Source organism: Neomoorella stamsii, from assembly GCF_002995805.1.
GTDB classification, from domain to species: domain Bacteria; phylum Bacillota; class DSM-521; order Neomoorellales; family Neomoorellaceae; genus Neomoorella; species Neomoorella stamsii.
Map to the genome: position 1 here is coordinate 1 of NZ_PVXL01000008.1, position 26257 is coordinate 26257.

Below are 26257 nucleotides of genomic sequence, written 5' to 3' on the forward strand. Positions count from 1 at the left end.
CCAGCCCTACATATGTGGTATAATTCATCTTGCCAGCCTCCTTAGCTTGTAGCTCTGTATTGGTCTCTATTGTACCAATATAACCTACGTATCGCTACTGTGGGGCTGGCCCTTCCATTATGTCTATTTTGCCTTCTATTTTGCCTTCTGTCCTGCCCCTGCTCTCGGCGGTTTTTAAAGCTGATAGATAATCCATCTTCCACTTCATACGGGATAGGTATTGCGCCCTCGTCCTGGGGTCCTGGCTCAGGCGCTCCTCCAGGCGCTCGTATTTCTTCTTCTTTTTTGCTTTACCGGTCACGGCCTCTCCCCCGGTAGTTATATTATACCATTTTTTCTTTTGCGGCTGTATAGAAGTTTATTCCTAAATTATCGGAAACATCGTTCAGGCCAGAGGACAATGATTAAATGGTGGAATTTCTATCCAGTAGTTAGGTTGTACTTAACCAGCATTACCCCCTACATCTTCCACCTCATCGCCGCTTTCTCTCTGCTTTTGTGCCTGGTTTCACAATTAAGTGTAACTTAATCTTTCGTCCTCTGACTTTATCAGTTGAACCCCCGAAACCAGCATAAAATCTAAAAAAGACGTGCATTTTGCCACTACTGCTGGCCTTGCCAGCGGGTAGCAAACTCCTCTTTACGAGTTATGTTTCCCGGCGGTGCAATCCGCACTAGCCGCAGGATCTTTTTGCTCAACTCTGTACTCTGGGCCTTAATAAAGAACGTCTCTCCTTCGACTTCTACCTGGCAAAGTTGAGGGAGTTTAACGCTTCCCGGATTCCTGCCGGCGAGGCATTTTCCATCGCTTGCCGAAGCTATAATGTTAAAATATCAGGCATTTCCAGTTTTCCTCTATCAGTTTCAATTATTTGGGTTGGCCAATCCTTACCTACTGTAAGAATCTCCTGCTCTTCCTCTAAAGCTAAAATAGTATCCTCAGCTTTAACACCAGGTAGGGTGGGATTCCAAGCAAAACCCTGTGCCGGCAGCACAATATCATCACATTCTGGAGAGGCCAGGTATTCCCGTGTATCATAGCCGATAGGACCACCTTGGTGGTGATTCTTCCATTCATATGGATAACCAAGTTCGGCGTAGGTTTGTATTGCTAGCGAAAAAATTTCTTTTATTGGTTTCCCCGGAGTTGTGGCACTAATTAATCTCGCCAGGATGGTATTTACTTCCCGGAAACGCTCGCTTAGTATCCGTGGCACTGATCCGAAATGGACCATCCTGGTCAAGGCTACAGTCAATCCCCAACGCCGCGCGCATACGACAACCATTACCAGACGCTCTACTTCTTTTTCAGTAGGTAGTGGATGACGGTACCGGGTAATGCGGTCGTCAGCAGCTACGAGGACAACGGGGGTAGCTATCCCTTCTGAGTCCATTTTACCTTTTACTACACCGGCGATTTTTATTTCACTATCGCCAGGATGTATCTGCCGGCATACTTCACTCAATATATCCGCGGCCCTCTTACCCAAAATACGGATGCGTTCCTGTTCCCCTGGCATGAGATTATAACGCAATCGCTTTACTTCCTGGTAAAGGTCAACACATCCCGGCAGCGCCATATCGCTACCTACCCGGCCAGCCTTGAACAACTTCTCTATGGTAGGTATCCCGTTTTCCCACCAGGAATAACTCAACGGTTCATAGCCCTGGTCACCAAGGACTTCTTCCAATAAGCGATTCATTTCATTGTTAGGAGCGATTACATAAAGACGCTCAGGTGTTATAACCAGATGAGCATCTCCCATTATAGAAGCCTCGTTGACACAACTTTCTCCACCATCTGTAAGCCAGGCGAAACTCGAACGGCGACTAAAGATGAATGCGGACAGATCTTTGGCCCTTAGAAACTCCCTCACTTTTTGCTGTTTAATTTTCCACTCTTCCAAGGTCGTTTGTTGCCTCCTGAAGTCACAAGTATAGGAGCTATAATTCCCTAATAAAAAATCCTAATAAAGAATATTCATCAAATATCTGTTATCTTAAATAAAAATTTCCTAGCATCTACTTAAAACGGCAATACGAGAGACAGATACCTCCCTATTTTCACCTAATCATATTTGGACGTTTATCGGCCTCTTGAGTTTAAAATTCAGAACTGATAAGTCTGTACTCCTAATTTCAGTAGCATATCATTAAAATTATTCATTTTATCTGTTGAGGGAGGTTCCAAATAAGTTAATACATATTCCTTGCCTAAGCTTTTATATTTTCCCCGCCCTAATTTATGATAAGGTAGTAGTTCAATCCCTTGTACTCCCTGACAATTGTCTCTAACAAAGTAACCTATGCCTCGAATATCTTCTTCAGTATCATTAAAACCAGGAATGATAGGTACACGTATATACATTTTTAAATCACTTTTTGCAGCCAATTCACTTAGCCGCTGAATGTTAGTCAAAATTCTGCTGTTATCACTTTGAGTCCATAATCTATGCTTTTCCGAATCGAGACTTTTTAAATCAACAAAAAGTACGTCAAGATAAGAAGCAATTGCCTGATAATCTTCCCATAAACCCGAACCACTCGTCTCTAGGGCAGTATCAATCCAATTTTCTTTACAATAACGAAGAAGAGAGTAAACAAACTCCGGTTGAGCCATCGGTTCACCACCGGATATAGTTATTCCACCGCCTGTTGCTTCATAAAAAGGTAAATCCCTTTTAACTTCCTCATAAATTTGCAATACAGTCATCGTTTGCCCGATTGCCCGTCGTGCTTGAGGATAACACTGTAGAGTGCATAAAAATTGTTCTGTTTTACCATAACAATTTTCTTTACATATAGACCTATCTACGGACATCTCTGCATGAGATATAGTTATCGCATTATAAGGGCAAGCCTTTAAACAGCGGCCACAACCTATACATTTCTCAACAAAAAATGCCATCTCAATATAATTGTTCTGGGTTTCAGGATTACAGCACCAACGACACCTTAATGGACATCCCTTTAAAAACACTACTGTCCTAATACCAGGACCATCATGTATAGCGTATCGTTCAATTTCAGTAACGGTACCGGAAACGTTTTCCAATTCTTTTAATGTTGATCTTTTAATTGCACCTTTTATCATTTCCAGCTCATCCTACTCCTTACGAATTAAAACTGCTGCTATAATTATTATTCCTTTAATAATCATTTGTGGGTAAGCTGCAATGCCCAAGAGATTCATAATGTTAGCGAGAATGCCGATGATAAACGCACCCATCAGTGTATTAACAACAGTGCCGGTTCCTCCAGATAAAGAAGCCCCACCGACTACTACAGCAGCAATAGCATCCAGCTCAAAACCTTGTCCTACAAGGGCCGTACCCATACTTAAACGGCCTGCTAAAATAATCCCTGATAAAGCTGCCAACACTGCTGAAATAATATATACAAGTATAAGATGCAAATTTACATTAATACCGGCTAGACGGGCGGTTTCAACATTACCACCGATGGCATAAACTCCGCGACCAAAAGTTGTCTTTTCCAAAATAAAACCAGCAATAACAACAATGATAGCCATTACAATAACTGGAACAGGAACAATTCCTACGTTAGAGTTGATAATCTCAGGTAGAGCCGTACCGTCTATTCTTCTATCTGCTCCAACCTGATAAATATAAGCCATGCCACGGACTATAGTCATCATTGCTAAAGTAACTATAAAGGGAGCTATTTTTCCGTAACTAACCAATATCCCGCTACACAAACCTATCAAACTCATTAATAATAATGAAATGAACGTTGCTTGAAATATACTCATACCACCTTGAATAAATCCGGCAACTAAGCATCCGCTTAAGGCTACGATTGAGCCCACTGAAAGGTCAATGCCCCCGGTTATGATTGTAAATAACATACCCATAGAGATGATAGTCATAATAGAGTTTTGTAGTAGAACATTAACTATGTTTCTTGTCATGAGGAATTTGTCGGAAAGAACAGACCCAGTAATAATTAAAACAAGAAGTGTGAAAACCAGATAGTATTTTGCAAAGAAATTAATTAACGCCTTAAAGTTTATATTAGTATTAGTTCTTGCTTGTTCTATAGCTTTAGACATAACTTTTACCTCCTTATATGATATGACCAACGGTTGAATATCCAGTTGGTCATTTATTTTTTGTCGCAAAAAATGTTTGACCTTTGAGGTATCCTCTGGGACAATCACGGTAGAACCGATGGCGGGGCAGTTTTCTACCTCCTGCACTCCTAAGTGCTTGGTTAGACTGCTCCCCGGGCCTGGCGGCAACCGCTTACGCGCGGGTCGCACGCCCTTTAGAGGTTCTCCCTTCAGCAAGGAGCTGCGCACCAATCTCTTAAGGGTCGGTGCTCATCAGCATGGTTGCTGTTACGCCGGGTTCCCAGGGATACCCCAATTTCTTGGTTCGCTACTTCCCCGGGAAAGGAGGTGTTTTGCTATGGGTAAAACCCTTTTTGTCGGCATCGATATAGGCTCTGACACCAATGTGGTGCGCATCCTCGACAATACCGGCGAAGATGTCTGCGGTTTTAGCGTCTCCAACGACCTCCCCGGGGCCGAAAGGCTTGTGGAAAGGATTGTTACTGAAGCTGAGCTCATTGATGCTGATAAGGTTAAGATTGGCATGGAAGCTACTAACCTGTATTGGTGGCACCTTTCCCAGGCCCTGCATGAGGCTCCTGAACTCTCGACTTTTGAGACGGAAATAGCGGTGATTAACCCCAAGGTGATTGATGGCTTTAAGCATATCTACCCGGATATGGCTAAAACCGATGCCTTGGATGCCCGGGTTATTGCTGATTGCTTGCGGTTTGGACGGGTACGTCCAACACCCCCTCCTGATATGACCTATGCTCCTTTGCAACGGCTTACCCGGTTCCGCTATCACCTGGTCAGCAACCTCACTCGTGAGAAGAACAGGGCCCTCAATCTGATATTCCTTAAGTTCTCTACCTACCAGAAGGAGTGCCCCTTCTCCGATTTGTTCGGGCAGGCCTCCCGGGCCGTCGTTGGTAACCTCACCCCTGATGAAATTGCTAATATGCCGGTGGAAGAACTGGTCGATATGATCCTTGAGCACGGTAATAACCGCTTGAAGGATGTCCCGGAGATGGCCAGAGTTATTAAACAGGCGGCCCGCACTTCCTACCGTTTAAACCCTAAAATGCGGGACGCTGTTGATGTTACCCTAGCCATGTCCCTGGAGACCATCCGCTTCTTTGAAACCCAGCAGAAGAAGATCGACCAAGTCATTGCTAAAGAACTAAAAGCTATTCCTCAGACTCTGGATACCGTTCCTGGGATCGGGCCAGTTTACTCCGCTGGCATTGTAGCCGAAATCGGCGACATTTCCAGGTTTAAAAACCACAATGCCCTTGCTAAATTCGCGGGCCTGACCTGGCGGCAGCATCAGTCCAGTAAGTTTTCTGCCGAGGATATCCCCCTCACCAGGTCCGGTAATTATTACTTACGGTACTACCTCATTGAGGCGGCTAATTCCGTCCAGGTGCGGTAGCCGGAATATGCCGCGTTCTACCGTAAGAAATTTACCGAAGCCAGGCATCATCACCATAAACGTGCCCTGGTCTTGTCTGCCCGCAAGCTTGTGCGCATGGTCTTCACGCTGCTGAGAGAGGGCCAAATCTACCGGCAAAGGAGGTTAGGTTAAACATTTCTTTTGCAACTGCCTTTTACTGTTCGTGCTGGTAATTATTGTTTTGCTTTGCCGGCTTGGTTTCTTATTGCCTTTTTTACATTTTGAGACATTAAAATTTCCAGTTCAGGGTCTTGGCATTTTACCGCGGGTCTAATCCATAAAGTTTAAAGGGCCTTTGGCATTTCATAGCGCGTCCCAGTAGCATACTGCATTATAAGTTCTTCTGTTGCTTCTGATTTTTTGAGTTCAGCAGTAATTTCGCCTTGATGCGTCACGTAAATACGGTCGCTCATTCCAATTATTTCTGGAAGGTCAGAGGAAACCATAATGATCCCTACCCCATTTGCCGCCAATTCCTTCATTATCTGATAAATTTCTGACTTAGCACCAACATCAACACCTCTAGTAGGCTCATCCAAGATTAAAATCATTGGTTTGGTGGCTAACCATTTGGCTAAAACTACTTTTTGTTGGTTACCACCACTTAAGTTGGAGACTCGTATATTCACTCCCGGCGTCTTGATCCTTAGATCTTTAACAAGACTTTCTGCCAATCTCTTTTCAGCAGGTTTTAATATCAAACCGTTTTTAGAAATAGTTTTTAAAGAAGCAAGCGATATATTTTGCATAATGCTTGATTGAAGTAATAAACCATTAAATTTACGATCCTCTGTTACAAAGGCTAGCCCTTGCCGAATAGCTTGTTTAGGATTTTTTATAGTAACCTTACGGCCTTTGATGTATATTTTACCTATACCTTTACTTTTATAGGCCCCAAAAATGGCACTTACTAGTTCTGTTCTACCTGACCCTAGTAACCCCGCTATCCCAACAATCTCACCGGCTCGTACCGCTAAATTGGCCCCTTTAACTACCCATTTCCCTACTTTATCAGGATTAGGAACTGAATAATTTTCAATTTTAAGAAGTTCTTCTCCTGGTTCTATATGAGCATCAGGAAACAATGAAGTAATTTCACGGCCTACCATTAATGAGACTACCTTTTGATGGGTCATATTCTCTCTATCTTCAGTACATATTAATTGTCCATCTCTCAACACTGAAATCCGATCGGCTATTTCGAACACTTCTCCCATACGGTGAGAGATATAAATGAGTGTCATACCTTTCTGTTTTAGTGTCCTTAACACGTTAAAGAGTTGAACTACCTCTGTTTCTGTTAACGCTGCAGTAGGTTCATCAAGAATCAAAACCTTGCTATGCAGAGAAAGTGCTTTGGCAATTTCCACCAATTGCTTCTGGCCAACGCCAAGATTTTTTACCTTGGTACGTACATTAATTTCCAAGTTGAGTTGTTTCAGTACCTTTTTGGCCCGTTCATTAACCCTTTCCCAGTTAACCAAACCGTACCTAGAATCTAAATGGCCAAGAGAAATATTTTCTGCTACGCTTAACTCATTTATCAGCATTAGTTCCTGATGAATAATAGCAATACCTGCTTGTTCAGCATCCCTTGGTTTAGTAAACTTTTGTTCTTTGCCAAATAAGATTAATTTCCCTTGATAAGAATAATAGGGGTAAACGCCACTAAGAATTTTCATTAAAGTAGATTTGCCGGCGCCATTTTCCCCCACCAAAGCGTGAATTTCACCTTTTTTGGCACTAAAATTTACTCGGCTAAGGGCTCTCACTCCGGGAAAGTCTTTAGTGATTTCGACCATTTGAAGAACAATATTTTCAGCCACTAATAAACCACTCCTTGGAAATGGGGAAGGTGGGGCCCTGGCGCTGACCTAGAACCAGGACCCTTCTTTACTTTTAATTTAGTACTTGGAATTAGGATCGAGATACTTATCTACGTTTTCCGTATTTATTGCAGGGTTTGGAACATAGAAAGTAGCAGGTGTTACATAACCTTTAGCTGCATGAGCCGCAAAGAATACTGCCCATTTACCCATCAACCGTGGATCGTTGGAAACTGAAGCCACGATCCCTTTATCTCCATCTTTAATCCATTGTAAAACTGTTTTTCTTGCATCAATGGAGGTAACTAGCACCTTACCAAGCAGGTTTGCAGCTTTTAAGGCGGGAACAACACCTTGAGTACCACCGTCACAAGCTGCAAATACTACATCAATATCAGGGTGGGCTTGCAGAATATCTTGCATCTTAGCTAATGCTTCATCAGGTAACCATTTATAATAATCATAGGCTACAACTTTTAAGTTAGATTTACCATATTTTTGTAGCATATAGTCATTATAACCAGCTAACTGTCCCCAACGACGTTGATCAGATTCCAGTTCCTGTGGATTTGCGCTTAGTACTACTGCTTTAATTTCATCCTTCCAGCCATATTTTTTATCAACTGCCTTAGCTAACTCCATTCCGGATTTATACCCTGTATTAAATGCATAGGTTGATACGAACGTAAACGGCGCACCGGATGGGTCAAGAGCACTGTTAACTACTATCAAGGGGATTTTAGCGTCATGGATTTTTTTAACTGCAGGTAAAACCCCAGTGGAATCCTGAGGATTTAAAATTATAGCATCAACATTTTGGCTGATCAAGTTTTCAATATCCGATACTTGTTTTGCTAAATTGCTTTGAGCATCTAAGACAACTAGTTTAACACCTAAGTAATCAGCCTCCAATTTTGCTACACGGATCAAATTCTCGTACCATTCACTACCGGCCAAGTTTCTTTGGGAAAACCCAATGGTTAGACCTTTGAACTGGTCTTTTTGACCAACAGGTTCTTCAGGTTTAGAATCTAACATTGCCTGGGTTATCTCAGGAGCTGCTGCACTTGTTTGATTGTCTGAGCTAGTTTTTGATGATGCACCTTTAGAATCAGTAGTTGAAGAACCACAACCTGATAACAACACCAATGAAAATGCTAGAGCAATCAAAAGTGGGAGAAACTTTTTCTTCATGATATTGCCTCCTTTAATCTTTAAAGATATTAATTAAAGCCTTTGTTCTGTTCTTTCGATGATATCCTGTTGAACATCTTTGGATAATTGAGTAAAGTAGGCACTATAACCAGCCACACGAACAATTAAATCAGAATACTTCTCGGGATTTTTTTGAGCATCCAAAAGGGTTTTTTTGCTTACAACATTAAACTGCATTTGGGCACCACCAGAAGCAAAATATTGGTCAATTATACCCACAAATCTTCTTAATCCCGAAGAACGTTGAATTTCCAATGACATAATATCATCTCCTTTTTAATGTTAATTACAAACTCTAAAACTTTATATTTACCTTATCCTTTTATAACCACCTCCTAAACCAAGATTTCTTTATTCTTCTGTCTCTAGTATTACTGATCTTTTTCCTTAAATCTTTCTACTGAGCCAAAATGTTTATCGTAAATCTTCTGGAACAAACTTGAGGTTAAAAAGAGATCCACATGAAAGTAGAATATTATTCAATTTAGATACAGAAGCTATTGCAGCGGTAGGACCTTTTTTATCTGTACCCCTCATCGGTGACTGTCCATCTGCAACAGGTGTCCATGCATCCCGACCGTCAGGTGTAGCCCCACAAACCTTTCCGAAAGGTGTATTACTGGAAACGGTACTGGTAGAACAGTGGAAAATACACCCAATAGGACCTCTACCGTATCTAGTATTTTTAAACTTATTCAGGGAGTTAGCTACATAGGCTAACATATCTCGAGCTATAAAGTCAACTTCATCGATATCGTTTCCATATTTAGGTACATTCAAACACATCGCTTTAATTTCTGGCCCTGTAGGATTGGTAGTCATATCTTGAAAATTCGTTTCTAATGCGTGTAAAAGTTGGGCTCCAGTAAGAACTTTATCATCGAAAATTAGCTTTTTAATTGCATATAGGCTATTTGCCACATTGGCAATACCTATGGTTTGCTGACCAGTAAAATCATATTTTGCACCACCTTTTTTCAAAGGTTTACCTCTGGGAATAGTAGTAGTTGGACAACCAAATATCGCGGCAATTGGTTCTTCCAAATATTCTTCCCAACATTGATCAATGGTATTTTCCAGAATTGCTTCCATAGTAAGGTAATACACTAATTGATCAAGGTATGCCTCTTTAACTTCTTCAAAAGAACTGAAAGTCGATAAATCCTTTCCGTTTTTATTTGGATGTAAAGTAATACCTGTCCGAGGATCTCTGCCATTATAAAGAGACATCTCAAGTATCTTTGTTAAGTTTAACCACGCACCTCCGGTTCTTCCCCCTAGCAAGCCTGAAACACCGGGTTCTACACAGCCAATAATGCAGTAATTATATGCATCATCTATTTCATAACCCCGATTAATTAAAGCAGGAATATAAACCTCGTCGTTAAAAACAGAAGGTAATCCCATCCCAAGCCTTATAACTTCAGCCACTTTTATTTTAAATTCTAACGGGGTTTTTCTATGGAACCGAACAGTTAAAGAAGGTTGCGGTACTCGGGTATTGGCTGTAGCCTCTAAAGCAATATAGCTTAACTCATTAGTAGAGTCACTCTTGGTTTTTGGATCCTGGCCTCCAATAGTAAGGTTCTGGAACATTGGTACACCCCGGAAATAATCAGTATCTCCCCAACTCCTAATTTTATTTAAAGTATAGATTTGCAGGTAAAAGTTCTCGGTCAACTCTAAAGCTTGTTCCCTTGTCAACCTTCCTTCGTGTAGATCTTTTTGATATATATCCCACATAATTTGATCATAGCGGCCTATCGAAATTCCTGCTCCGTTATCCTCAATTTGAATACAAAGATGAATGAAGTACATAAATTGTAATGCTTCATGGAATGTACGTGCGGGGTATTGTGGCACCCTGCGACAAATCTCGGCCATTCTAAGCAATTCTTGCCTGCGAGTTTCATCTTTTTCTTCGGATGCTAATCTTTCTGCCAGTTCAGCATAACGATGGGCAAATCTTATCACTGCCTTACAGCTTATAATAGCAGATTCATAAAAATCTTTCTTTAAAATACTATCCGGGGCACTCCAATCTAGTTTAGAAAGATAATCTTCACATTGATCGATGATATATTGTAGCCCATGTTCAAATAACCATTTGTGGTCGGGGCTATAGTGACCATCTCCACCTTGGAAGTATGCTCCTATATCAACAGCTTTAATATCAAAATGTGTTATTAAAGCCTCTCTAGGAAGTCGACCTCGTAGCCTATCTGTATGGGTTTGGCCTTTCCACCAATCTAAGATAGCTTTTAATTCACCTGTTTTTCCTTGATCAAAGTCATATTTATCAGCGGGTCGTTCCCAAGGGTAGAAAGGATTACCTTTAATTATTTCATTTTCCATCCATTCCACATCAAACTCAGGAAATAAAGGTGCCCAACGGGGTTTGGAGGCCTGGTTACCTGCTAAAAGGCTCCCCGGTAATATATAGATGGTCATATTATCAAGTACGTTAGCAATAGCTTTGGCTCGACGAACCATTACAGGTAAATGCATGTTCTTTTTATAGGATTCCGTTAAATAGAACGCTCTTTCGATACAAATACCAGGTTTAAAGGAAGTAATATATTGGTATAAAGATTCAATACGAGGAGTTCTCTCGGGTTTTAATTCCATCTGAAAAGGTTTTAATTCTGCTGCCACTTTCTACTCCCCCTTTGCTGTTTTAAACCTCAAATTTACCTAAAGCCCTTTTTATATAAGCAATTATGTGAAGAGATATCATACACTTCTAGCTGTAACATAAGCTTTTCTACTAATTCAATTTTACATTCTCCCGTTCCCAAGCTAGTAGCACTAGCTGTAGCAACTGCAGTAGCCAATTTAGCCGCAGTTAACAAACTATCATCTCTTGCCAAGGCGACGGCGAAACCGGCCACAAAAGAATCGCCGCAACCAACAGTGTTCACGGCTACGACCCGTGGAGGAATAATTTTGAAGAAAGCTTCACGGGTCCTAATGAGAGCCCCCGCCTCTCCCAGAGAAAGAACTGCAACTTCTACCCCTGTTTCTATCATTTCCTCTAAGAAGTCATACTGGGCCTTTTCTTCTGCGAGGGATTTTCCGGTCAGTGCTTCGGCTTCCTGCAAGTTAGGTTTTACCATGAAAGGCCTTGCTTTTAAGCCTTCCTTCAGGGCTCTAGCACTAGTATCAAGGATGACTTTAGCTCCTTCTTTATGTGCCACTTCAATTAAATGTGAGTAAAAGTCGGGCATTAAACCGCAGGCAAGGCTACCTGACATGGTGACTACCTGACTTTGGCGCGCCAGGAATTTTATCTTTTCTTTCAACCTTTCTCCTTCTTCAAAGGTAACTTCCGGTCCAGGTTCCAGGAGTTCGGTTTGGGTTTTTCCTGCCGTGTCCAGGATATTCAGGCAGATGCGCGATTCACCGGATACATGAACAAAATCCCCCTTAATCCCCTCAGCTGCCAGACTTTCCTCAATAAATCTGCCATTATAACCTCCTATAAACCCTGTAGCAACCACCTCCTCTCCAAAAGCTTTCACCACCCTGGCTACATTCAGACCTTTCCCGCCGGCCTGGGCCATGACGCGCTGGACGCGGAAGACGCCGCCCGGGCCAAAATTTTCCACTATATATGTCTTATCAATGGCGGTATTAACGGTAACCGTGGTAATCATAGGAATTATTCCCCTGCTGCCATTTTCCGTTTGAACAGGTCGATGACCTCCACCGGTGTCGGGTCTACTCCCCGGGCCAGGGCCAGGTACAGGGTGATGAAATCACCCAGGTAAACCAGGGAGAAAAGACGGGGCAGGCGAGAATGTCCCCGGGAGCTGACTTCCCTTACCCCGGCAGCCCGGCGCCTCAGGATCTCCTGGGAGGTGGTCATGCGACGCCTGATTTTCTCGCTGTCCTCAGCATCCCGTAAGAAGGTAAAGTAAAAGTGCTTTAAGTAGGCGCTGGGGGCGTCCCAGCCGACGACCTCGTCATGGTGCAGGCTCGGTATAGCATTGAACATGGCAATTAATTTGCTATTTTCCCCCATCTGGTTTTTCCAGCGCCAGGCTATGGCGTCGGTAAAGGGCAGGGAGCCGTAAATGACCGGGATGTAGCCATCCATCTCCATGGCCATGGTTTTGGCCAGGTTATCCTTAGCCGGAACCTCGGGGCCGTAATGGCCGGCCAGGTCTTTAAGCAGGGTGATGGTTTCTTTTACCTCCGCCGTTTTATCCTGCACCAGGCCCAGGCGCTGGAGCAGGCCCAGCAGGGGTAGGAAAATGTATCCCAGGGCGATGCGGGGCATCATACCGCCGGGAACAAGGAGTACAGGGTGTCCTTTCTCCCTGGCCAGGGCCTGCAGTTGTCCCCCGGCAGTGATTACGGCAATCTGTGCACCTGCATTTACAGCCTGGGTGTAGGCGCTTAAAATTTCTTCGGTATTGCCAGAATGGCTGACGACAACCGCTAGGGTGTTTGCATCAACCCAGGCCGGGATGGTATAGCCCTGGTTCAGGACCATGGGTACCCGCAATTCGTCAAAGAGATAGGATTGTAAAAGGCTGACGCTGGCTGCGGAACCGCCGCCGGTGGCCAGGACGATTATTTTTCGTATTTCCCCGGCCGGTAAATTTTGTGGCCATTTCTGAGCCAGTTCCCAGCCTTCAGCAAACTGGCGGGAGTAGTCTACGGTATCCCGCAGGGCTCCGGCGCTGTCCAGTTGTTGTAAGGCCATCAGGTCGTCAAGGTCGATGTACATTGCGGCAATCCTCTCCTTATATCAAAAGTGAGAAGTTGGGGGCGAAGTTCAGCATTACTACCAGCATTATGCCTTCAGCCAGGCGGGACCCGGCCGGCGGCGCCGCAGAGGCGCATTTTTCCCAGGGCTACGTCTTTTACCGCCCGGCGCGCCGGGGCGAAGTAATGGCGCGGGTCCGTCTCTTCCGAGAGGACGGCCAGGGTTTCCCTTAAACTGGCGGCCAGGGCCAGCTTCAACTCGGTGGCGATATTAACTTTGCATATGCCCAGGGCAATGCAATTGGTGACGGCCGCGTCGGGCAACCCGGAGGCGCCGTGGAGGACCAGGGGCAGGCTCATCCGGGCGGCTATCGTTTTAAGACGGTCGAAGTCAAGGCGCGGCTCGCCGCGGTAAACGCCATGGGCGGTGCCAATGGCCACGGCCAGGGAATCGATCCCCGTGGCCCCGACAAATAGTACCGCCTCTTCCGGGTCGGTATAATTGGCCTCTACTTCGTCAACGGAGAGATCGTCCTCCCGACCTCCCAGGCGGCCCAGTTCGGCTTCCACGGCCGCTCCTTTGGCATGGGCCATGGCGGCCACCTGGCGGGTGCGGGCGATGTTTTCCTCCAGGGGCAGGGTTGAACCGTCGAACATGACGGAGGTGAAACCCGCCTCCAGGCAGGCGCCGATGAGGTCGATATCGGTGGCATGGTCGAGGTGGAGGGCTACGGGCACCCCGGCTCGCCCGGCCGCCACCCTGGCCATGGCCACCAAGTAATCAGCGCCGGCGTATTTAACCGTCCCCGGGGTCGCCTGGAGAATCACCGGGGCTGCGGCTTCGGCGGCGGCTTCCGCCACAGCCTGCAGGGTCTCCAGGTTATGGATGTTAAAGGCACCGATTGCGTAACCACCCCGCCGGGCTTCTACCAGCATATCGCGGGGATTTACCAGGTCCATTTTGTCCTACCCTCTTCCAGTATGAATTCCTGCCTGGCAAGGGCCGCCGCTCCGATGGCACCGGCCCGCTCACCCAGTTCAGCCGCTACTATTTCAACTTCCCGGTTCAGGGGCATGGCTCGCTCCCGGACCACCCGCCGCACCGGCTCCAGCAGGAGTTCCCCGGCTCCCATGACCCCGCCCCCAAGGACGATCCGCTGGGGGTTGAGGATATTCGCGAGGCCGGCCAGGGCGATACCCAGGTACAGGGCCGTCTTTTCCATAACTTGTCGCGCCAGGCGGTCGCCCTTGACAGCCGCCTGGCAGACGGTAGCGGCGGTAATACTGCCCGCATTGCCTCCTGCCAGTTCCAGCAGCATACTCGAACTGCCCCGTTCCAGGGCTTCACGTGCCTGGCGGACAATACCCCGGCCGGAGGCGTACATTTCCAGGCAGCCGTAGTTACCGCAGCTGCAACGGGGCCCGTCTTTTTCCACCGTTACGTGGCCTATTTCGCCGGCGCTTTCGTCGCGGCCCTTGAACATTTTACCCTTGATAAAGATGCCGGAGCCTATACCCGTCCCCAGGGTCAGGCATATGACGTCTTCCCAACCCCGGCCGGCACCCAGGAGTTTTTCCCCCCAGGCGGCCATGCGCACGTCGTTGTCGATAATCAGCGGGACTCCAATTTCCCGGCCCACCATTTCGGCTACAGGGATATCCCGCCAACCCGGTAAATTAGGTGAAAAAACCGACTTGCCCTCCCGGCTGTTCACCAGCCCCGGCACGCCCAGGCCAATGCCCCGTAGTTGTTGTTCTGTTATACCATTTTGATCCATTATGAATTTAATTAAAGCAATGATTCGCTCGATAACTCCAGCCGGCCCACTGCCCGCTTCCGTCGGCCAGGTTGCCCAGCCCCTGGTCTGCCCTGCCGCATCCATTAAGATGGCTGCTATGTTAGTGCCGCCAAGGTCGATTCCGGCAACATACTGTGACATGGTTTATCTCCCCTCTACCGTTCCGCTCACTGTACTGGTTTAAACAACAATTACTTCAATACCGCGCCTGGCCAGTTCTTCAATGAAATCCGGCGGGGCAGCTCTATCGGTAATAAGGGTAGTTACAGCTTCAATGGGGGCAAAGCGTGATAAAGTCACCCGGCCGATTTTGGAATGATCAGCCAGGACTATTATTTCGTCGGCAGCTTTAACCATTAAGCTATTGGTATGAGCTTCGGTCATATTGGGCGTCGTCAAGCCGTGTTCGATGCTGATGCCATTTACACCTAAAAAAGCTTTCTGGACATGAATCTCCCTCAGCACTCTTTCCGTCAGGGAACCCACCATGGCGTAGGACCTGGTCCGCATATTGCCTCCCGTCAGGACCAGGTTGATACCTTCGCTCTGGGCTAGTTCCATGGCGATGTTGACGGTGTTGGTAACTACCGTTAAATTCTGGCGGTCTTTAAGCAACCGGGCCAGGGCCGTGACCGTGGTGCCGGCATTGAGAAGTATGGTATCGCCGTCTTTAATCAGTTCCGCCGCTTTGCGGGCGATGGCCAGCTTTTCCGCGGGAAACCGATTGAGCTTTTCATCGAAAGAAGGCTCTTCCTCACTGCCCCCGCCTACAGGTACTGCGCCACCATGGGTGCGGGTGAGGATGCCCTCCTTCTCCAGGCTGCTGAGGTCGCGGCGAATGGTCATCGGCGATACGCCCAGTTCCCGGCTGAGCTCGCTGACGCTTAAGGGCATGCCTGAGTTAATTTTATCGATAATGATTTTACGGCGCTGGATGGAAATCATAAAGCCTCCATGATGTGCTGTTTTGTTTGATATCGTTCTTTCGTTATAACATATTCGCCAAACATCGAACATCTCCTGCTGGTTCGTAAAATTTTTTTTGCTCCAGCTGGCCCTTCTTTTCCTTCAAAGCGGCCTGGGCGGCGGCCAGCCTGGCTACCGGCACCCGGAAGGGTGAGCAGCTGACGTAGTTGAGGCCGATCTGGTGGCAGAACTCTACCGAGCTGGGTTCGCCGCCGTACTCGCCGCAGATGCCGACTTCCAGTTTGGGATTGGTGCTGCGGCCCAGTTCGACGGCCATTTTCATGAATTTGCCTACGCCGTCGCGGTCGAGGACGATGACATACTGGTGCAGGAATTTGCCTTCGGCGTCGTCATGGCTTAAGTCAAAGGTAGGGAATTGATTGACAATTTTTCGCCTACAAGTTAGTATTTAGATGTAACCATTTTTGTTACGGGGGTTGCACTATGGGTGAAGTGATAAAAAGAAGAATTTTAAACATTTCTCTGCCGGTTACTTTGTATAAAGATCTTGAGGAGATGGCAAGGGAAAAAGCCAAAACCAAAGCAGAGTTCGCCCGAGAAGCCATCAGGAGATATATAGAAAGTGAAAAACGCTGGCAATATATTAGAAAATGGGGACAGGCATCAGCCCGGCAGCTCCAACTTAAAAATGAAAACGATATTGAAGAAATAATCCACACGATGCGGAAGGAAGGCCGTAATGATTAAGGTGGTTTGCGATACTAACGTTTATATTTCGGCCTTCCTTTTTGGCGGCAAGCCGGAAGAAATTATAGCCATGGCTAGAAACAATGAGATTGAGTTATTGATTTCAGAAGACATCCTTGCTGAATTGAGCTGGGTTCTTAAAAGGAAATTTGGGTGGACCGATGAGCAGATTAGCCTGACACTTGAAGAAATACGCGCAATCACAAGCCTCATTATCCCTGACACCAGGCTCGAAGTTATCAAAGAAGACGAGGCCGATAACCGCTTTTTGGAATGTGCTTTAGCGGGCGAAGCAAAATATATTGTGACCGGTGATACACGCCATCTCCAGCCCCTTAAAGAATACAGGGGCATTCGTATACTATCCCCTGCCGAATTTTTATTGGTTTTACGTTATGTGTCTATGATTGATGCCAAACGCTAGTACCCGGGCTTGATGACTGAAACTGGCAAGGGGTTAATTTTTCGGTTCAGAGGCGCGATCTAACCGAGGCCCCGCTCCCCATCAAAACAGGCTGCCGACCGGTGCCGGTCGGCAGCCTGCAATTTTTACTTTATTATCCTTCCTTATTATTCTCCCTTTTGCTCCAGCTGGCCCTTTTTCTCCTTCAAAGCGGCCTGGGCGGCGGCCAGTCTGGCTACCGGCACCCGGAAGGGCGAGCAGCTGACGTAGTTGAGGCCGATCTGGTGGCAGAACTCTACCGAGCTGGGCTCGCCGCCGTGCTCGCCGCAGATGCCGACTTCCAGTTTGGGATTGGTGCTGCGGCCCAGTTCGACGGCCATTTTCATGAATTTGCCTACGCCGTCGCGGTCGAGGACGATGAAGGGATCCTCTTTCAGGATCTTTTCATCGACATACTGGTGCAGGAATTTGCCTTCGGCGTCGTCACGGCTGAAGCCAAAGGTGGTCTGGGTCAGGTCGTTGGTGCCAAAGGAGAAGAACTCGGCTTCCCTGGCAATTTCATCGGCCGTGGCGCAGGCCCGCGGCATTTCGATCATGGTGCCGACCTTGTACTCGAAGTCGACGCCCGTTTCCTTCTTAACGGCCGCAGCCACTTCATCCACCAGTTCGTGGAGGCGCTTTAACTCATTGACATGGATGACCAGGGGGATCTCCACTTCCGGCAGGACTTTGACCCCTTCTTTGACCAGCTGGGCGACGGCCTGGAAGATGGCCCGGGCCTGCATGGCGTAGATCTCCGGGTAAGTGATCCCTAAGCGGCAGCCGCGGTGACCCAGCATGGGGTTAAATTCGTGCCGCGCCCGCACCTCGCGCAGGAGGGCCTGTTTGCCTTCCAGCTCTTTGGGATCGCCACCCGTAGCCTGGAGGCGGGTGACATCCACCAGCAGTTCTTCAATATTGGGCAGGAACTCGTGCAGGGGCGGGTCGAGGAGCCGGATGGTCACCGGCAGCCCTTCCATGGCCTTCAAGATACCGTAGAAGTCGCCCTGCTGCATGGGCAGGAGCTTGGCCAGGGCCGCTTCGCGTTCTTCTTTGGTCTTAGCCAGGATCATCTCCTGGACAACGGGCAGCCGATCGACCTGCATGAACATGTGCTCGGTACGGGTGAGGCCAATGCCCTCGGCGCCGAATTCCCGGGACCTCTGGGCGTCTTCCGGCGTGTCGGCATTGGCGCGGACTTTGAGCCGGCGGAAGGAATCGGCCCACTCCAGGATGGTTTCAAATTCACCGGTCAGCTGCGGGTCAATCAAGGGGACTTCACCCAGCATGACGTTACCAGTAGAGCCGTCGATGGAGATGAGGTCGCCTTCTTTAACCACCAGGTCGCCAATAAAGAAGCGCTTGTTTTCGACGTCAATTTTAATGGCGTCGCAGCCGGTGACGGCCGGTTTGCCCATACCCCGGGCCACCACGGCCGCGTGGCTAGTCATGCCGCCCCGGGCCGTCAGCACACCCTGGGCCTGGACGATGCCATGGATGTCGTCCGGGGTAGTTTCGGTACGCACCAGGATGACCTTTTGCCCGTCGAGGCCCATTTTTTCGGCTTCATCGGCGTCGAAGACCACCTGGCCGGAGGCGGCGCCGGGGGAAGCCGGCAGGCCTTTGGCTACCACCTGCAGTTTGGCTTTGGGGTCGATGCGGCGGTGCATGAGCTGGCCTAATTGATCGGCATCGACGCGCAGGACGGCTTCTTCCTTGGTAATCAGGCCTTCGTTGACCATGTCGACGGCAATTTTAACGGCCGCGGCCGCCGTGCGTTTACCATTGCGGGTCTGGAGGATGAAGAGCTTGCCTTTCTCAATGGTAAACTCGATATCCTGCATGTCGCGGTAGTGCTTCTCCAGGAGCTGGCAGATATCTTCAAACTGGCGGTAGACTTCCGGCATTTCTTCCTTCAGGCTGCTGATGGGCTTGGGCGTACGGATGCCGGCCACTACGTCTTCACCCTGGGCGTTGATGAGGTACTCGCCGTAGACGCCCTTCTCGCCGGTGGACGGGTTGCGGGTAAAGGCCACGCCGGTACCGCTGGTGGGGCCCATGTTGCCGAAGACCATGGTCTGGATGTTGACGGCTGTACCAAGGTCATCGGGAATCTTATTAATCTTGCGGTAGACGATGGCCCGCGGGTTGTTCCAGGAGCCAAAGACAGCGCGGATGGCCATGTAAAGCTGTTCCTGGGGGTCCTGGGGGAAGTCGCGGCCGCTCTGGTTCTTGACGACATCCTTGTACTCGGCAATAACCTCTCGTAAAGCTTCTGGGGTCAACTCGTTATCAAATTTGACACCCAGGCGTTCTTTATGTTTTTCCAGGACAGCTTCAAAATTGTTATGTTCAATTCCCAGGACGACATTGCCAAACATCTGGATGAAGCGGCGGTAGCAGTCCAGGGCAAAGCGCTCGTCGTTGGTCTGGGCGGCCAGGCCCTTAACCGACTCATCGTTTAAACCCAGGTTCAGAATGGTGTCCATCATACCGGGCATGGATACGGGCGCCCCGGAACGGACGGAGACGAGCAGGGGATTCTGGGGATCGCCGAGTTTTTTCCCGTTAATGGCCTCGAGATCCTTCAGGCGGGCGGCAACTTCTTCCTCCATGCCGGGTGGGAACTGCTGGCCCAGGCGGTTGTATTCATTACAGGCCTCGCAGGTAATGGTAATCCCCTGGGGCACGGGCAGGCCGATGTTGGTCATTTCGGCGAGATTTGCGCCTTTACCGCCGAGGAGGCGCCGCATGTCGGCCCTACCCTCGCTAAATAGGTAGACATACTTTTTACTTGCCATAACCTTCCCTCCGATAATAGATTTGGAGTATTTTACCGGCCGTCTCTTCGACGGCCTTATTGGTAACATCAATCACCGGGCAGCCCAGCTGGTCCATGACTTTACTGGCATAGGCCAGTTCCTGTTCAATCCGGCTCCGGGTAGCGTAGTCGGCCTGCCCCGGCAAACCCAGGGTTTTCAATCGTTCCTGGCGAATCTGGTACAATTTCTCGGCATCAATGGTCAGCCCTATTATCTTTTCCGGTGGCAGGGAAAGCAATTCTTCGGGCAGGGGTACCTCCGGTACCAGGGCGAGATTGGCGGCCCGCAGGCGCTTGTGGGCCAGGTACATACACACCGGCGTCTTGGAAGTCCTGGAAACGCCGATTAAGACCAGGTCGGCGTGGCAGAGGCCCCGGGTATCCTTGCCGTTGTCGTATTTAACGGCAAAATCGATGGCCTCCATCTTGCGGAAATAATCTTCGTCCAGGCGGCGGATGAGGCCCGGCTCCAGCCGCGGCTGCACTCCCGTCGCCCGGGCAATGGCATCCATCATGGGGCCCAACAGGTCTACGGCCGCCAGTCCCCGGTCTGCCGCCAGTTCCAGTAGCTGTTTTTTTAATTCCGGCAGGACCAAGGTAAAGGCAATAATGCCCTGTTCCTGGGCCGCTTCGTTGATGACCTCTTCCAGGTGCTCGGCGTCGGTCACATAGGGTACCCGGCGGATATCCAGCTCGCCGCCGTCAAACTGGCTGGCCGCCGCCCGGGCCACATATTCGGCCGTTTCCCCTAAGGAGTCAGAAATAACGTAGATAACGCCGATGGTAAACCCTCCTTCCTAGCGGCCGCCTTCTCCCAGTTCCACAAACAACCTGGTAATGGTCGTCTTGGTCAGGCGGCCTACTACCTCCAGTTTTTTACCCTGCCCATCCACCGGGCGGACCACCGGCAGGGCATCTACCTCATGTTCAATTATTTTACGGGCTGCTGTCAGGACGGATTCTTCCGGCGTGGTACAGATAATGTTGGGCATGCGGGTCATAACCACTGAGGCCGGCATCTTTTGCAGGTCACCGCCGCCGATGGCGGCTTTAAGCAAGTCTTTACGGGAAAGAACACCCTCCAGGTGGCCTTCTTCGTCGACCACCATTAGGGTACCGACGTCTTCGATAAACATGTTCACGATGGCATCATAGACCGAGGCACTGGCCCTAATGACCCGCGGCAGCCCTTTGACGTCTCCCACCTTGATCTTTTTAATCTCTTCCGCCACCAGGGCCTGGGAGGGTTTGCTGCTTAAAAAATAGCCTACCCGGGGACGGGCTTCCAGGATACCGGACATGGTGAGGACGGCCAGGTCCGGGCGCAGGGCGGCGCGGGTAAGATTTAGCTCCTCGGCAATCTGCTGGCTGGTAATGGGCCCCGAACGTTTAACGATGGCCACTATCTGCTGTTGCCGCGGGGAAAGCTGCACCTTTTACCCCTCCTCCCGGCCCCCCTGCTTGTATACTTTGTAATGTATACCACATACCCAGCCATTTTCCTTCTCGCTTATCAAAAAATTTCTGCTAGGGAACCAGGCGGGAAAAATCGGCTACCTGGAAAACCAGGTCCACGACCCCCTGGAGCAGGGCCAGGCGGTTGTTGCGAACTTCTTTTTCCGGCGCCATGACCAGGACGCCGTCAAAGAAGGCGTCAATAGGTTCCCGCAGAGGGGCCATGGCCTTTAAAGCTTCCAGGTAATTGCCTTCCCGAAGCTTTGGTTCTGCCTGCCGGCGGGCCTGTTCCAGGGCTTGGTAAAGATCGATTTCCACTTTTTCTTTTAATGCTCCCGGCTGCAGGGCATACCTTTCCCCCGCCTGGCGGGCCAGGTTGAAGGCGCGGGTGAAGGCCGTCTGCAGGGCGGCAAAACCTTCCTCTTCCCGGAAGGAGCTGAGATCCCGGGCGCGGTGGTAGACACCGGCCAGGTCGTCGCTACCGGCGGCCAGGCAGGCCTGGATCACATCAAAACGTATGCCTTTTTCGGCCAGGATATGCTCCAGCCGCTGGCGGCAGAACCCGGCCAGCTGTGCCTGAACGGCGGTTAAATCCTGGGCCAGCCGGATGCCGCCCTCCGTATAACCTTCATAGGCGGCAGCAATGACCCCGGCCAGGGAAAACTTGAGATTGAGTTCCACGGCCATGGTTACCAAACCTGTGGCCTGGCGGCGCAAGGCGTAGGGGTCCTGGGAGCCGGTTGGTATTAACCCGGCACCAAAGCAGCCCACCAGGGTGTCCAGGCGGTCGGCCAGGCCCACGACCATACCCGTCAGGGAATCGGGCAGGCGGTCGCCGGCAAAGCGCGGCCAGTAATGCTGGCGGATACCCTGGCAGACTTCGGGGGCCTCCCCGTCGTGGGCGGCGTAATAGGAGCCCATAATCCCCTGGAGTTCGGGGAATTCATAGACCATGGAGGTTACCAGGTCGGCCTTGGCCAGCTCCGCCGTGCGCTCGACAACCGGGGCCAGTTCCCCCGGCAGGTCCAGGGCCTGGACCAGCATCCGGCTCAACCGCATCAACCGCCGGGTCTTGGCCAGCATGGTCCCCAGGCTTTCCTGGAAGACGATTTCCTCCAGTTTAGCCACCCTGGCCGCCAGGGGCGTCTTCTGGTCTTCCCGGTAAAAGAAAGCGGCGTCGGCGAGCCTGGCTGCCAGCACCCTTTCATTGCCGCGGCTGATGGTATCCAGGTGCCCGGCCGTGCCATTATGGACGGTAATAAACAGGGGGAGGAGTTCGCCCTGGTCATCCCATACGGGGAAATAGCGCTGGTGGTCACGCATGGGGGTAATGACCACTTCCCGGGGGAGCTTTAAGTATTCCGGGTTAAAGCGGCCGGCCAGGGCGGTGGGGTATTCCAGCAGGTAATTGATCTCTTCCAGTAAATCGGTGTCTTCTTCCACCCGCCCCCCTTCCCGGGCGGCAAGTTGAGTAACCTGCTCCCAGATCAGCCGCCGGCGGCGGTGCTGATCGGCCAGGACGTAATTCTGCTCCAGGACCTGGAGGTAGGCGGGAGCAGCCGGAACTTCATGGGGACCGGGGGCCAGGAAGCGGTGGCCGTAAGTTACGCGGCCGGAGGTGAGACCGGCCAGCTCCAGGGGGACGACCTCCTCCCCGAAGAGGGCCAGGACCCAGCGAATGGGCCGGGCGAAACGCATCTCCAGGGAGCCCCAGCGCATAGGTTTGGGGAAAGTTAAGCCGTTAACTACGGCCGCCAGCAGGTCCGGCAGGACTTCCCGGGCGGGCCGCCCGGCTTCTTTCTTGACGGCAAAGACATACTCCCCGCCGTTAAATTTACGGGTGACCAGTTCCTCTACCGGCACACCGTTGTTACGGGCAAATCCAAGGGCGGCTTTCGTGGGCTGGCCGTCGGCAGTAAAGGCCACTTTGACCGGTGGCCCCTTGATTTCCTGCACCAGTTCCTGCTGCTCTTCAGCCAGGCCGGTTATGTAAAGGGCCAGCCGGCGGGGGGTACCGTAGGTTGTTACCTGCTGGTATTTTAAGCGGTACTCCTGTAAAAGCTGCCCGGCCAGAGCCGCCATTTGCTCCAGGGCTGGGGACATGAAGCGTGCGGGGATCTCTTCGGTACCTATTTCAAATACAAGGTCGCGGGCCACGGGCTATCCCTCCTTGACATCGTAGGCGTCTTTGCGGTCCTGGCCTGAGACGACAGCTGGCGGGGAAGGGGTTAGCAGGGGATAGCCCAGTTTTTGCCGCTGCTCCAGGTAGGCAGCGGCGCACAGGCGGGCCAGATGGCGTACCCGGCCGATGTAGGCCGTCCGCTCGGTTACGCTGATGGCCCCCCGGGCATCCAGGAGGTTAAAGGTATGGGAACACTTGAGGACATAGTCATAGGCCGGCTGGACCAGGCCCTGTTCTACCACCCGCCTGGCTTCAGCTTCATAGGCATTAAAAAGGGCAAAAAGCATGCTGATGTCGGCAACGGTAAAGTTGTAGTGGGAATAGTCAACCTCTGCCTGGTGGTGGATGTCACCGTAGGTGATGCCGTCTACCCATTCAATATCAAAGACGCTGTTCACCTGCTGGATGTACATGGCCAGCCGCTCCAGGCCGTAAGTAATCTCGGCGCTCACCGGGCGGCAGTCAAAACCGCCGCACTGCTGGAAGTAGGTGAACTGGGTGATCTCCATGCCGTCCAGCCAGACCTCCCACCCCAGGCCCCAGGCCCCGAGGGTAGGAGATTCCCAGTTATCCTCAACAAAGCGGATATCATGCTCGTGGGGGTTGATGCCGATGGCTTCCAGGCTCTTTAAGTATAAATCCTGGACATCGTCGGGGGAGGGCTTTAAGATGACCTGGTACTGGTAGTAATGCTGGAGGCGGTTGGGGTTTTCACCGTAGCGGCCGTCGGTGGGCCGGCGGGAGGGTTCGACATAGGCTACCCGCCAGGGCTCCGGCCCCAGTACCCGTAAAAAGGTAGCCGGTTGCATGGTGCCGGCTCCTTTTTCCAGGTCGTAGGGCTGCTGGATGACGCAGCCCTGGGCCGCCCAGTACTGCTGCAGGGTCATGATGAGTTCCTGGAAATTCAAATGGAATTACTCCTTTATATATGAGAATAAAAAAAGCTCCCGCCTGGCCAGGGACGGGAGCTAACTTTTCGCGGTAACATAGCGGCCGGCCCCTGCCAGCCTCACATGACAATAATTTAGCAAAACCTCCTCTACTTGTCAACCTGGTTCTCTACATCCAAGGGATGTTCTTCCACCTGGCCGTCACGCCGCTCTACTTCCAGAGTGTAGCGGTTAAAGAGGGCCGCTACCGTGCTCAAGCCTGCTAATATGGCCAGCTCGCTGCTGGCCAGGACCCCCAGGACCCCCAGGGCGCCAACGGTTGCCGGTATTTCGGCCACGGTTTTGCCGTCCTTTTTGACTTTAATACGCGTAACATTTCCCTGGCGCAGGATGCTGCGAATGCGCTCCACCAGTTTACCGCTCCAGCTGGCCAGTTCCTTCTGCAGCCCTTCCCTGGTACTCTCTTCATACTGGACCAGGGCCTCCAGGACATCACCCCCGGCCCGCTCCAGGGCTTCCTTAGCTTCCCGGTAACTTAATCCTAAGCGCTCGCGCAGCTGGTCGATTTTTTCCAGTTCCGTCATCATCATTGCCCCCTATTTCATTAATCAAAGCACGGGATTTGAGTTTCCTGTCTAAATAGTATTCCAAAAAGGCGGGCATAATTTCCTCCAGTTCCCGGGCGAGGTAAGGGCTAATCTGCAATCGCCGGAGATGCCGCCAGTTCATATGATTTAACTGTTGCCAGATCTTTATACTTCCCGGCATTACCTGGTACTCTGGACCCTCCCGGCCCCGGCAGTCCGGGCAAATGGTACCGCCAGCGGCCGGGGCTACGATTACCCCCCCGGCACTCCTTAAAGGTCCCCCACAGGAGGCGCAGCGGTCCAGGCGGGGCTCCAGGCCCAGGATTTTTAACGTCCGGGCTTCAAAGGCCCGGGCTACCAGTCCCGGTGGCGCCACGGCCAGCAACTCCAGCCCCTGTTTTAAAAGATTATACATGGCGGGGTTCACCTGGCCGGGCATGACGACGCTGTCGGCTATCTCCACCAGGTAGCAGGCATAAGCCAGGCGCCTCAGGTCCTGGCGTAAAGGGGCGAAGATAGACTGCACCTCACACTGGGTGACGGTAGCCAGGCTTTTGCCGGCGTAAAATAAAAAGCGGGACCAGCAGAGCTGCTGGGTACCGCTGCGCAGGCTGCTTTTGGGTTTACGCACCCCTTTTACGATGGCGTCTACCTTGCCGTGGCTAGGGGTTAAAATTGTCAGCAGCTGGTCTGTTTCCTGGTAGTCCCTGCTTTTCAGGACTATGCCTTCCGCCCGGAAATAACCCGCCATTTTTATGACCTCCGGAAGAACTTTTACCACCCTTGCTAAATTTTAATCCCTGGCTCCGGAGCCGGCCCCCTTGCCCAGCCGGCAGCTAACCTCAACCTTGCTGCGGGCAGCTTGTACCCGACGGGCCGGTTGCTACCGGTGGCGTGCCATCCGGTTCTAGGATACACAAAAAGCCGTATTTCCCGCCGTATGATTTGCCGGCTACCGGCGGGGAGGATGCAACCGGTTCCAGGATGCCACGGTAAAGGAGGTAGGCCTCGATACTGCCCGTCAGGGTAAACAGGTGCCACCAGGCTTCGCTTATTTTCATGGGTGTCATCCTTTCCGGGTTTCTCCCACTGGTCAGGTACTTATTAGACTAGCCTGAATGCCAG

The 26257-nt window shown here is 50.3% G+C and carries 23 protein-coding genes and 3 pseudogenes; 3 read left to right on the forward strand and 23 right to left on the reverse strand.

Annotated features, from left to right (window positions below; genetic code table 11):
• Positions 1-94: 94 nt before the first annotated feature.
• The 5 genes and pseudogenes from MOST_RS00995 to MOST_RS01010 form a co-directional block, all read right to left on the reverse strand.
• Positions 95-301 (reverse strand): hypothetical protein, encoded by a 207-nt coding sequence (locus MOST_RS00995; RefSeq protein ID WP_054937259.1) that lies wholly within the window; start codon positions 299-301, stop codon positions 95-97.
• A 302-nt stretch (positions 302-603) separates the two neighbouring features.
• Positions 604-818, reverse strand: a pseudogene (locus MOST_RS18385) (IS1634 family transposase); the annotation flags it as partial.
• Positions 819-1907 (reverse strand): M24 family metallopeptidase, encoded by a 1089-nt coding sequence (locus tag MOST_RS01000; RefSeq protein WP_054937260.1) that lies wholly within the window; start codon positions 1905-1907, stop codon positions 819-821.
• A 203-nt stretch (positions 1908-2110) separates the two neighbouring features.
• Positions 2111-3094 (reverse strand): glycyl-radical enzyme activating protein, encoded by a 984-nt coding sequence (locus tag MOST_RS01005; protein WP_083476699.1) that lies wholly within the window; start codon positions 3092-3094, stop codon positions 2111-2113.
• A gap of 12 nt (positions 3095-3106) precedes the next feature.
• Positions 3107-4072 carry an ABC transporter permease gene (locus MOST_RS01010; RefSeq protein ID WP_153060770.1) on the reverse strand — a complete coding sequence of 322 codons (966 nt, stop codon included), beginning with the start codon at positions 4070-4072 and terminating at the stop codon, positions 3107-3109.
• A gap of 358 nt (positions 4073-4430) precedes the next feature.
• Here MOST_RS01010 and MOST_RS01015 point away from each other — a divergent pair, with 358 nt between their 5' ends.
• Positions 4431-5507, forward strand: coding sequence for an IS110 family RNA-guided transposase (locus MOST_RS01015; RefSeq protein ID WP_244267101.1), 1077 nt, complete (start codon positions 4431-4433; stop codon positions 5505-5507).
• Between the two features lie 305 nt (positions 5508-5812).
• Here MOST_RS01015 and MOST_RS01020 read toward each other — a convergent pair whose 3' ends face one another.
• From MOST_RS01020 to MOST_RS01065, 10 genes and pseudogenes are all read right to left on the reverse strand, one after another.
• Entirely contained in the window at positions 5813-7330 is a 1518-nt protein-coding gene (locus MOST_RS01020; protein ID WP_054937323.1) for a sugar ABC transporter ATP-binding protein, read from the reverse strand.
• A gap of 102 nt (positions 7331-7432) precedes the next feature.
• Positions 7433-8548 (reverse strand): sugar ABC transporter substrate-binding protein, encoded by a 1116-nt coding sequence (locus tag MOST_RS01025; RefSeq protein ID WP_054937262.1) that lies wholly within the window; start codon positions 8546-8548, stop codon positions 7433-7435.
• A gap of 33 nt (positions 8549-8581) precedes the next feature.
• Positions 8582-8803, reverse strand: a pseudogene (locus MOST_RS01030) (glycine radical domain-containing protein); the annotation flags it as partial.
• Positions 8804-8983: 180 nt separating this feature from the next.
• Positions 8984-11224 carry a glycyl radical protein gene (locus MOST_RS01035; protein ID WP_054937264.1) on the reverse strand — a complete coding sequence of 747 codons (2241 nt, stop codon included), beginning with the start codon at positions 11222-11224 and terminating at the stop codon, positions 8984-8986.
• Between the two features lie 35 nt (positions 11225-11259).
• On the reverse strand, positions 11260-12225 hold the full coding sequence (gene pfkB / locus MOST_RS01040) for a 1-phosphofructokinase (RefSeq protein WP_054937265.1): 966 nt from the start codon (positions 12223-12225) through the stop codon (positions 11260-11262).
• A gap of 5 nt (positions 12226-12230) precedes the next feature.
• The gene (locus MOST_RS01045; protein ID WP_054937266.1) at positions 12231-13304 is read right to left on the reverse strand and encodes a bifunctional phosphoglucose/phosphomannose isomerase; all 1074 of its coding nucleotides are present in this window, start codon (positions 13302-13304) and stop codon (positions 12231-12233) included.
• Positions 13305-13378: 74 nt separating this feature from the next.
• Positions 13379-14242 carry a tagatose-bisphosphate aldolase subunit GatY gene (gene gatY, locus MOST_RS01050; RefSeq protein WP_054937267.1) on the reverse strand — a complete coding sequence of 288 codons (864 nt, stop codon included), beginning with the start codon at positions 14240-14242 and terminating at the stop codon, positions 13379-13381.
• Positions 14230-15222 (reverse strand): ROK family protein, encoded by a 993-nt coding sequence (locus MOST_RS01055; RefSeq protein ID WP_054937268.1) that lies wholly within the window; start codon positions 15220-15222, stop codon positions 14230-14232. Before MOST_RS01055 ends, gatY begins: the two co-directional genes overlap by 13 nt.
• 39 nt (positions 15223-15261) lie before the next feature.
• A complete protein-coding gene (locus MOST_RS01060) occupies positions 15262-16026 on the reverse strand; it encodes a DeoR/GlpR family DNA-binding transcription regulator (RefSeq protein ID WP_054937269.1) in 765 nt (254 codons plus the stop codon).
• Positions 16027-16069: 43 nt separating this feature from the next.
• Positions 16070-16417 (reverse strand): annotated as a pseudogene (locus MOST_RS01065) (putative PEP-binding protein); the annotation flags it as partial.
• Positions 16418-16491: 74 nt separating this feature from the next.
• Here MOST_RS01065 and MOST_RS01070 point away from each other — a divergent pair.
• Together MOST_RS01070 and MOST_RS01075 are read left to right on the forward strand one after the other, a co-directional pair.
• A complete protein-coding gene (locus tag MOST_RS01070) occupies positions 16492-16755 on the forward strand; it encodes a ribbon-helix-helix protein, CopG family (RefSeq protein ID WP_054937271.1) in 264 nt (87 codons plus the stop codon).
• Positions 16748-17179 (forward strand): putative toxin-antitoxin system toxin component, PIN family, encoded by a 432-nt coding sequence (locus MOST_RS01075; protein ID WP_054937272.1) that lies wholly within the window; start codon positions 16748-16750, stop codon positions 17177-17179. Before MOST_RS01070 ends, MOST_RS01075 begins: the two co-directional genes overlap by 8 nt.
• A gap of 146 nt (positions 17180-17325) precedes the next feature.
• Here the strand turns inward: MOST_RS01075 and ppdK are convergent, their stop codons facing one another.
• From ppdK to MOST_RS01115, 8 genes are all read right to left on the reverse strand, one after another.
• Positions 17326-19998 (reverse strand): pyruvate, phosphate dikinase, encoded by a 2673-nt coding sequence (gene ppdK / locus MOST_RS01080; RefSeq protein WP_054937273.1) that lies wholly within the window; start codon positions 19996-19998, stop codon positions 17326-17328.
• Positions 19988-20800, reverse strand: a complete 813-nt coding sequence (locus MOST_RS01085) for a pyruvate, water dikinase regulatory protein (RefSeq protein WP_054937274.1) — start codon at positions 20798-20800, stop codon at positions 19988-19990. The genes ppdK and MOST_RS01085 overlap by 11 nt, the downstream gene beginning before the upstream one ends.
• Positions 20801-20815: 15 nt before the next feature.
• Entirely contained in the window at positions 20816-21451 is a 636-nt protein-coding gene (ccpN, locus tag MOST_RS01090; RefSeq protein WP_054937275.1) for a transcriptional regulator CcpN, read from the reverse strand.
• Positions 21452-21545: 94 nt separating this feature from the next.
• The gene (gene glyS, locus MOST_RS01095) at positions 21546-23630 is read right to left on the reverse strand and encodes a glycine--tRNA ligase subunit beta (protein ID WP_054937276.1); all 2085 of its coding nucleotides are present in this window, start codon (positions 23628-23630) and stop codon (positions 21546-21548) included.
• A 3-nt stretch (positions 23631-23633) separates the two neighbouring features.
• Positions 23634-24563 carry a glycine--tRNA ligase subunit alpha gene (glyQ, locus tag MOST_RS01100; RefSeq protein ID WP_054937277.1) on the reverse strand — a complete coding sequence of 310 codons (930 nt, stop codon included), beginning with the start codon at positions 24561-24563 and terminating at the stop codon, positions 23634-23636.
• Between the two features lie 131 nt (positions 24564-24694).
• Entirely contained in the window at positions 24695-25129 is a 435-nt protein-coding gene (locus MOST_RS01105) for a DUF4342 domain-containing protein (RefSeq protein WP_054937278.1), read from the reverse strand.
• Positions 25065-25883: a DNA repair protein RecO gene (gene recO / locus MOST_RS01110; RefSeq protein ID WP_054937279.1), complete on the reverse strand. Its 819-nt coding sequence runs from the start codon at positions 25881-25883 to the stop codon at positions 25065-25067. The genes MOST_RS01105 and recO overlap by 65 nt, the downstream gene beginning before the upstream one ends.
• 91 nt (positions 25884-25974) lie before the next feature.
• Positions 25975-26193: a hypothetical protein gene (locus tag MOST_RS01115; protein WP_054937280.1), complete on the reverse strand. Its 219-nt coding sequence runs from the start codon at positions 26191-26193 to the stop codon at positions 25975-25977.
• Positions 26194-26257: the final 64 nt, after the last annotated feature.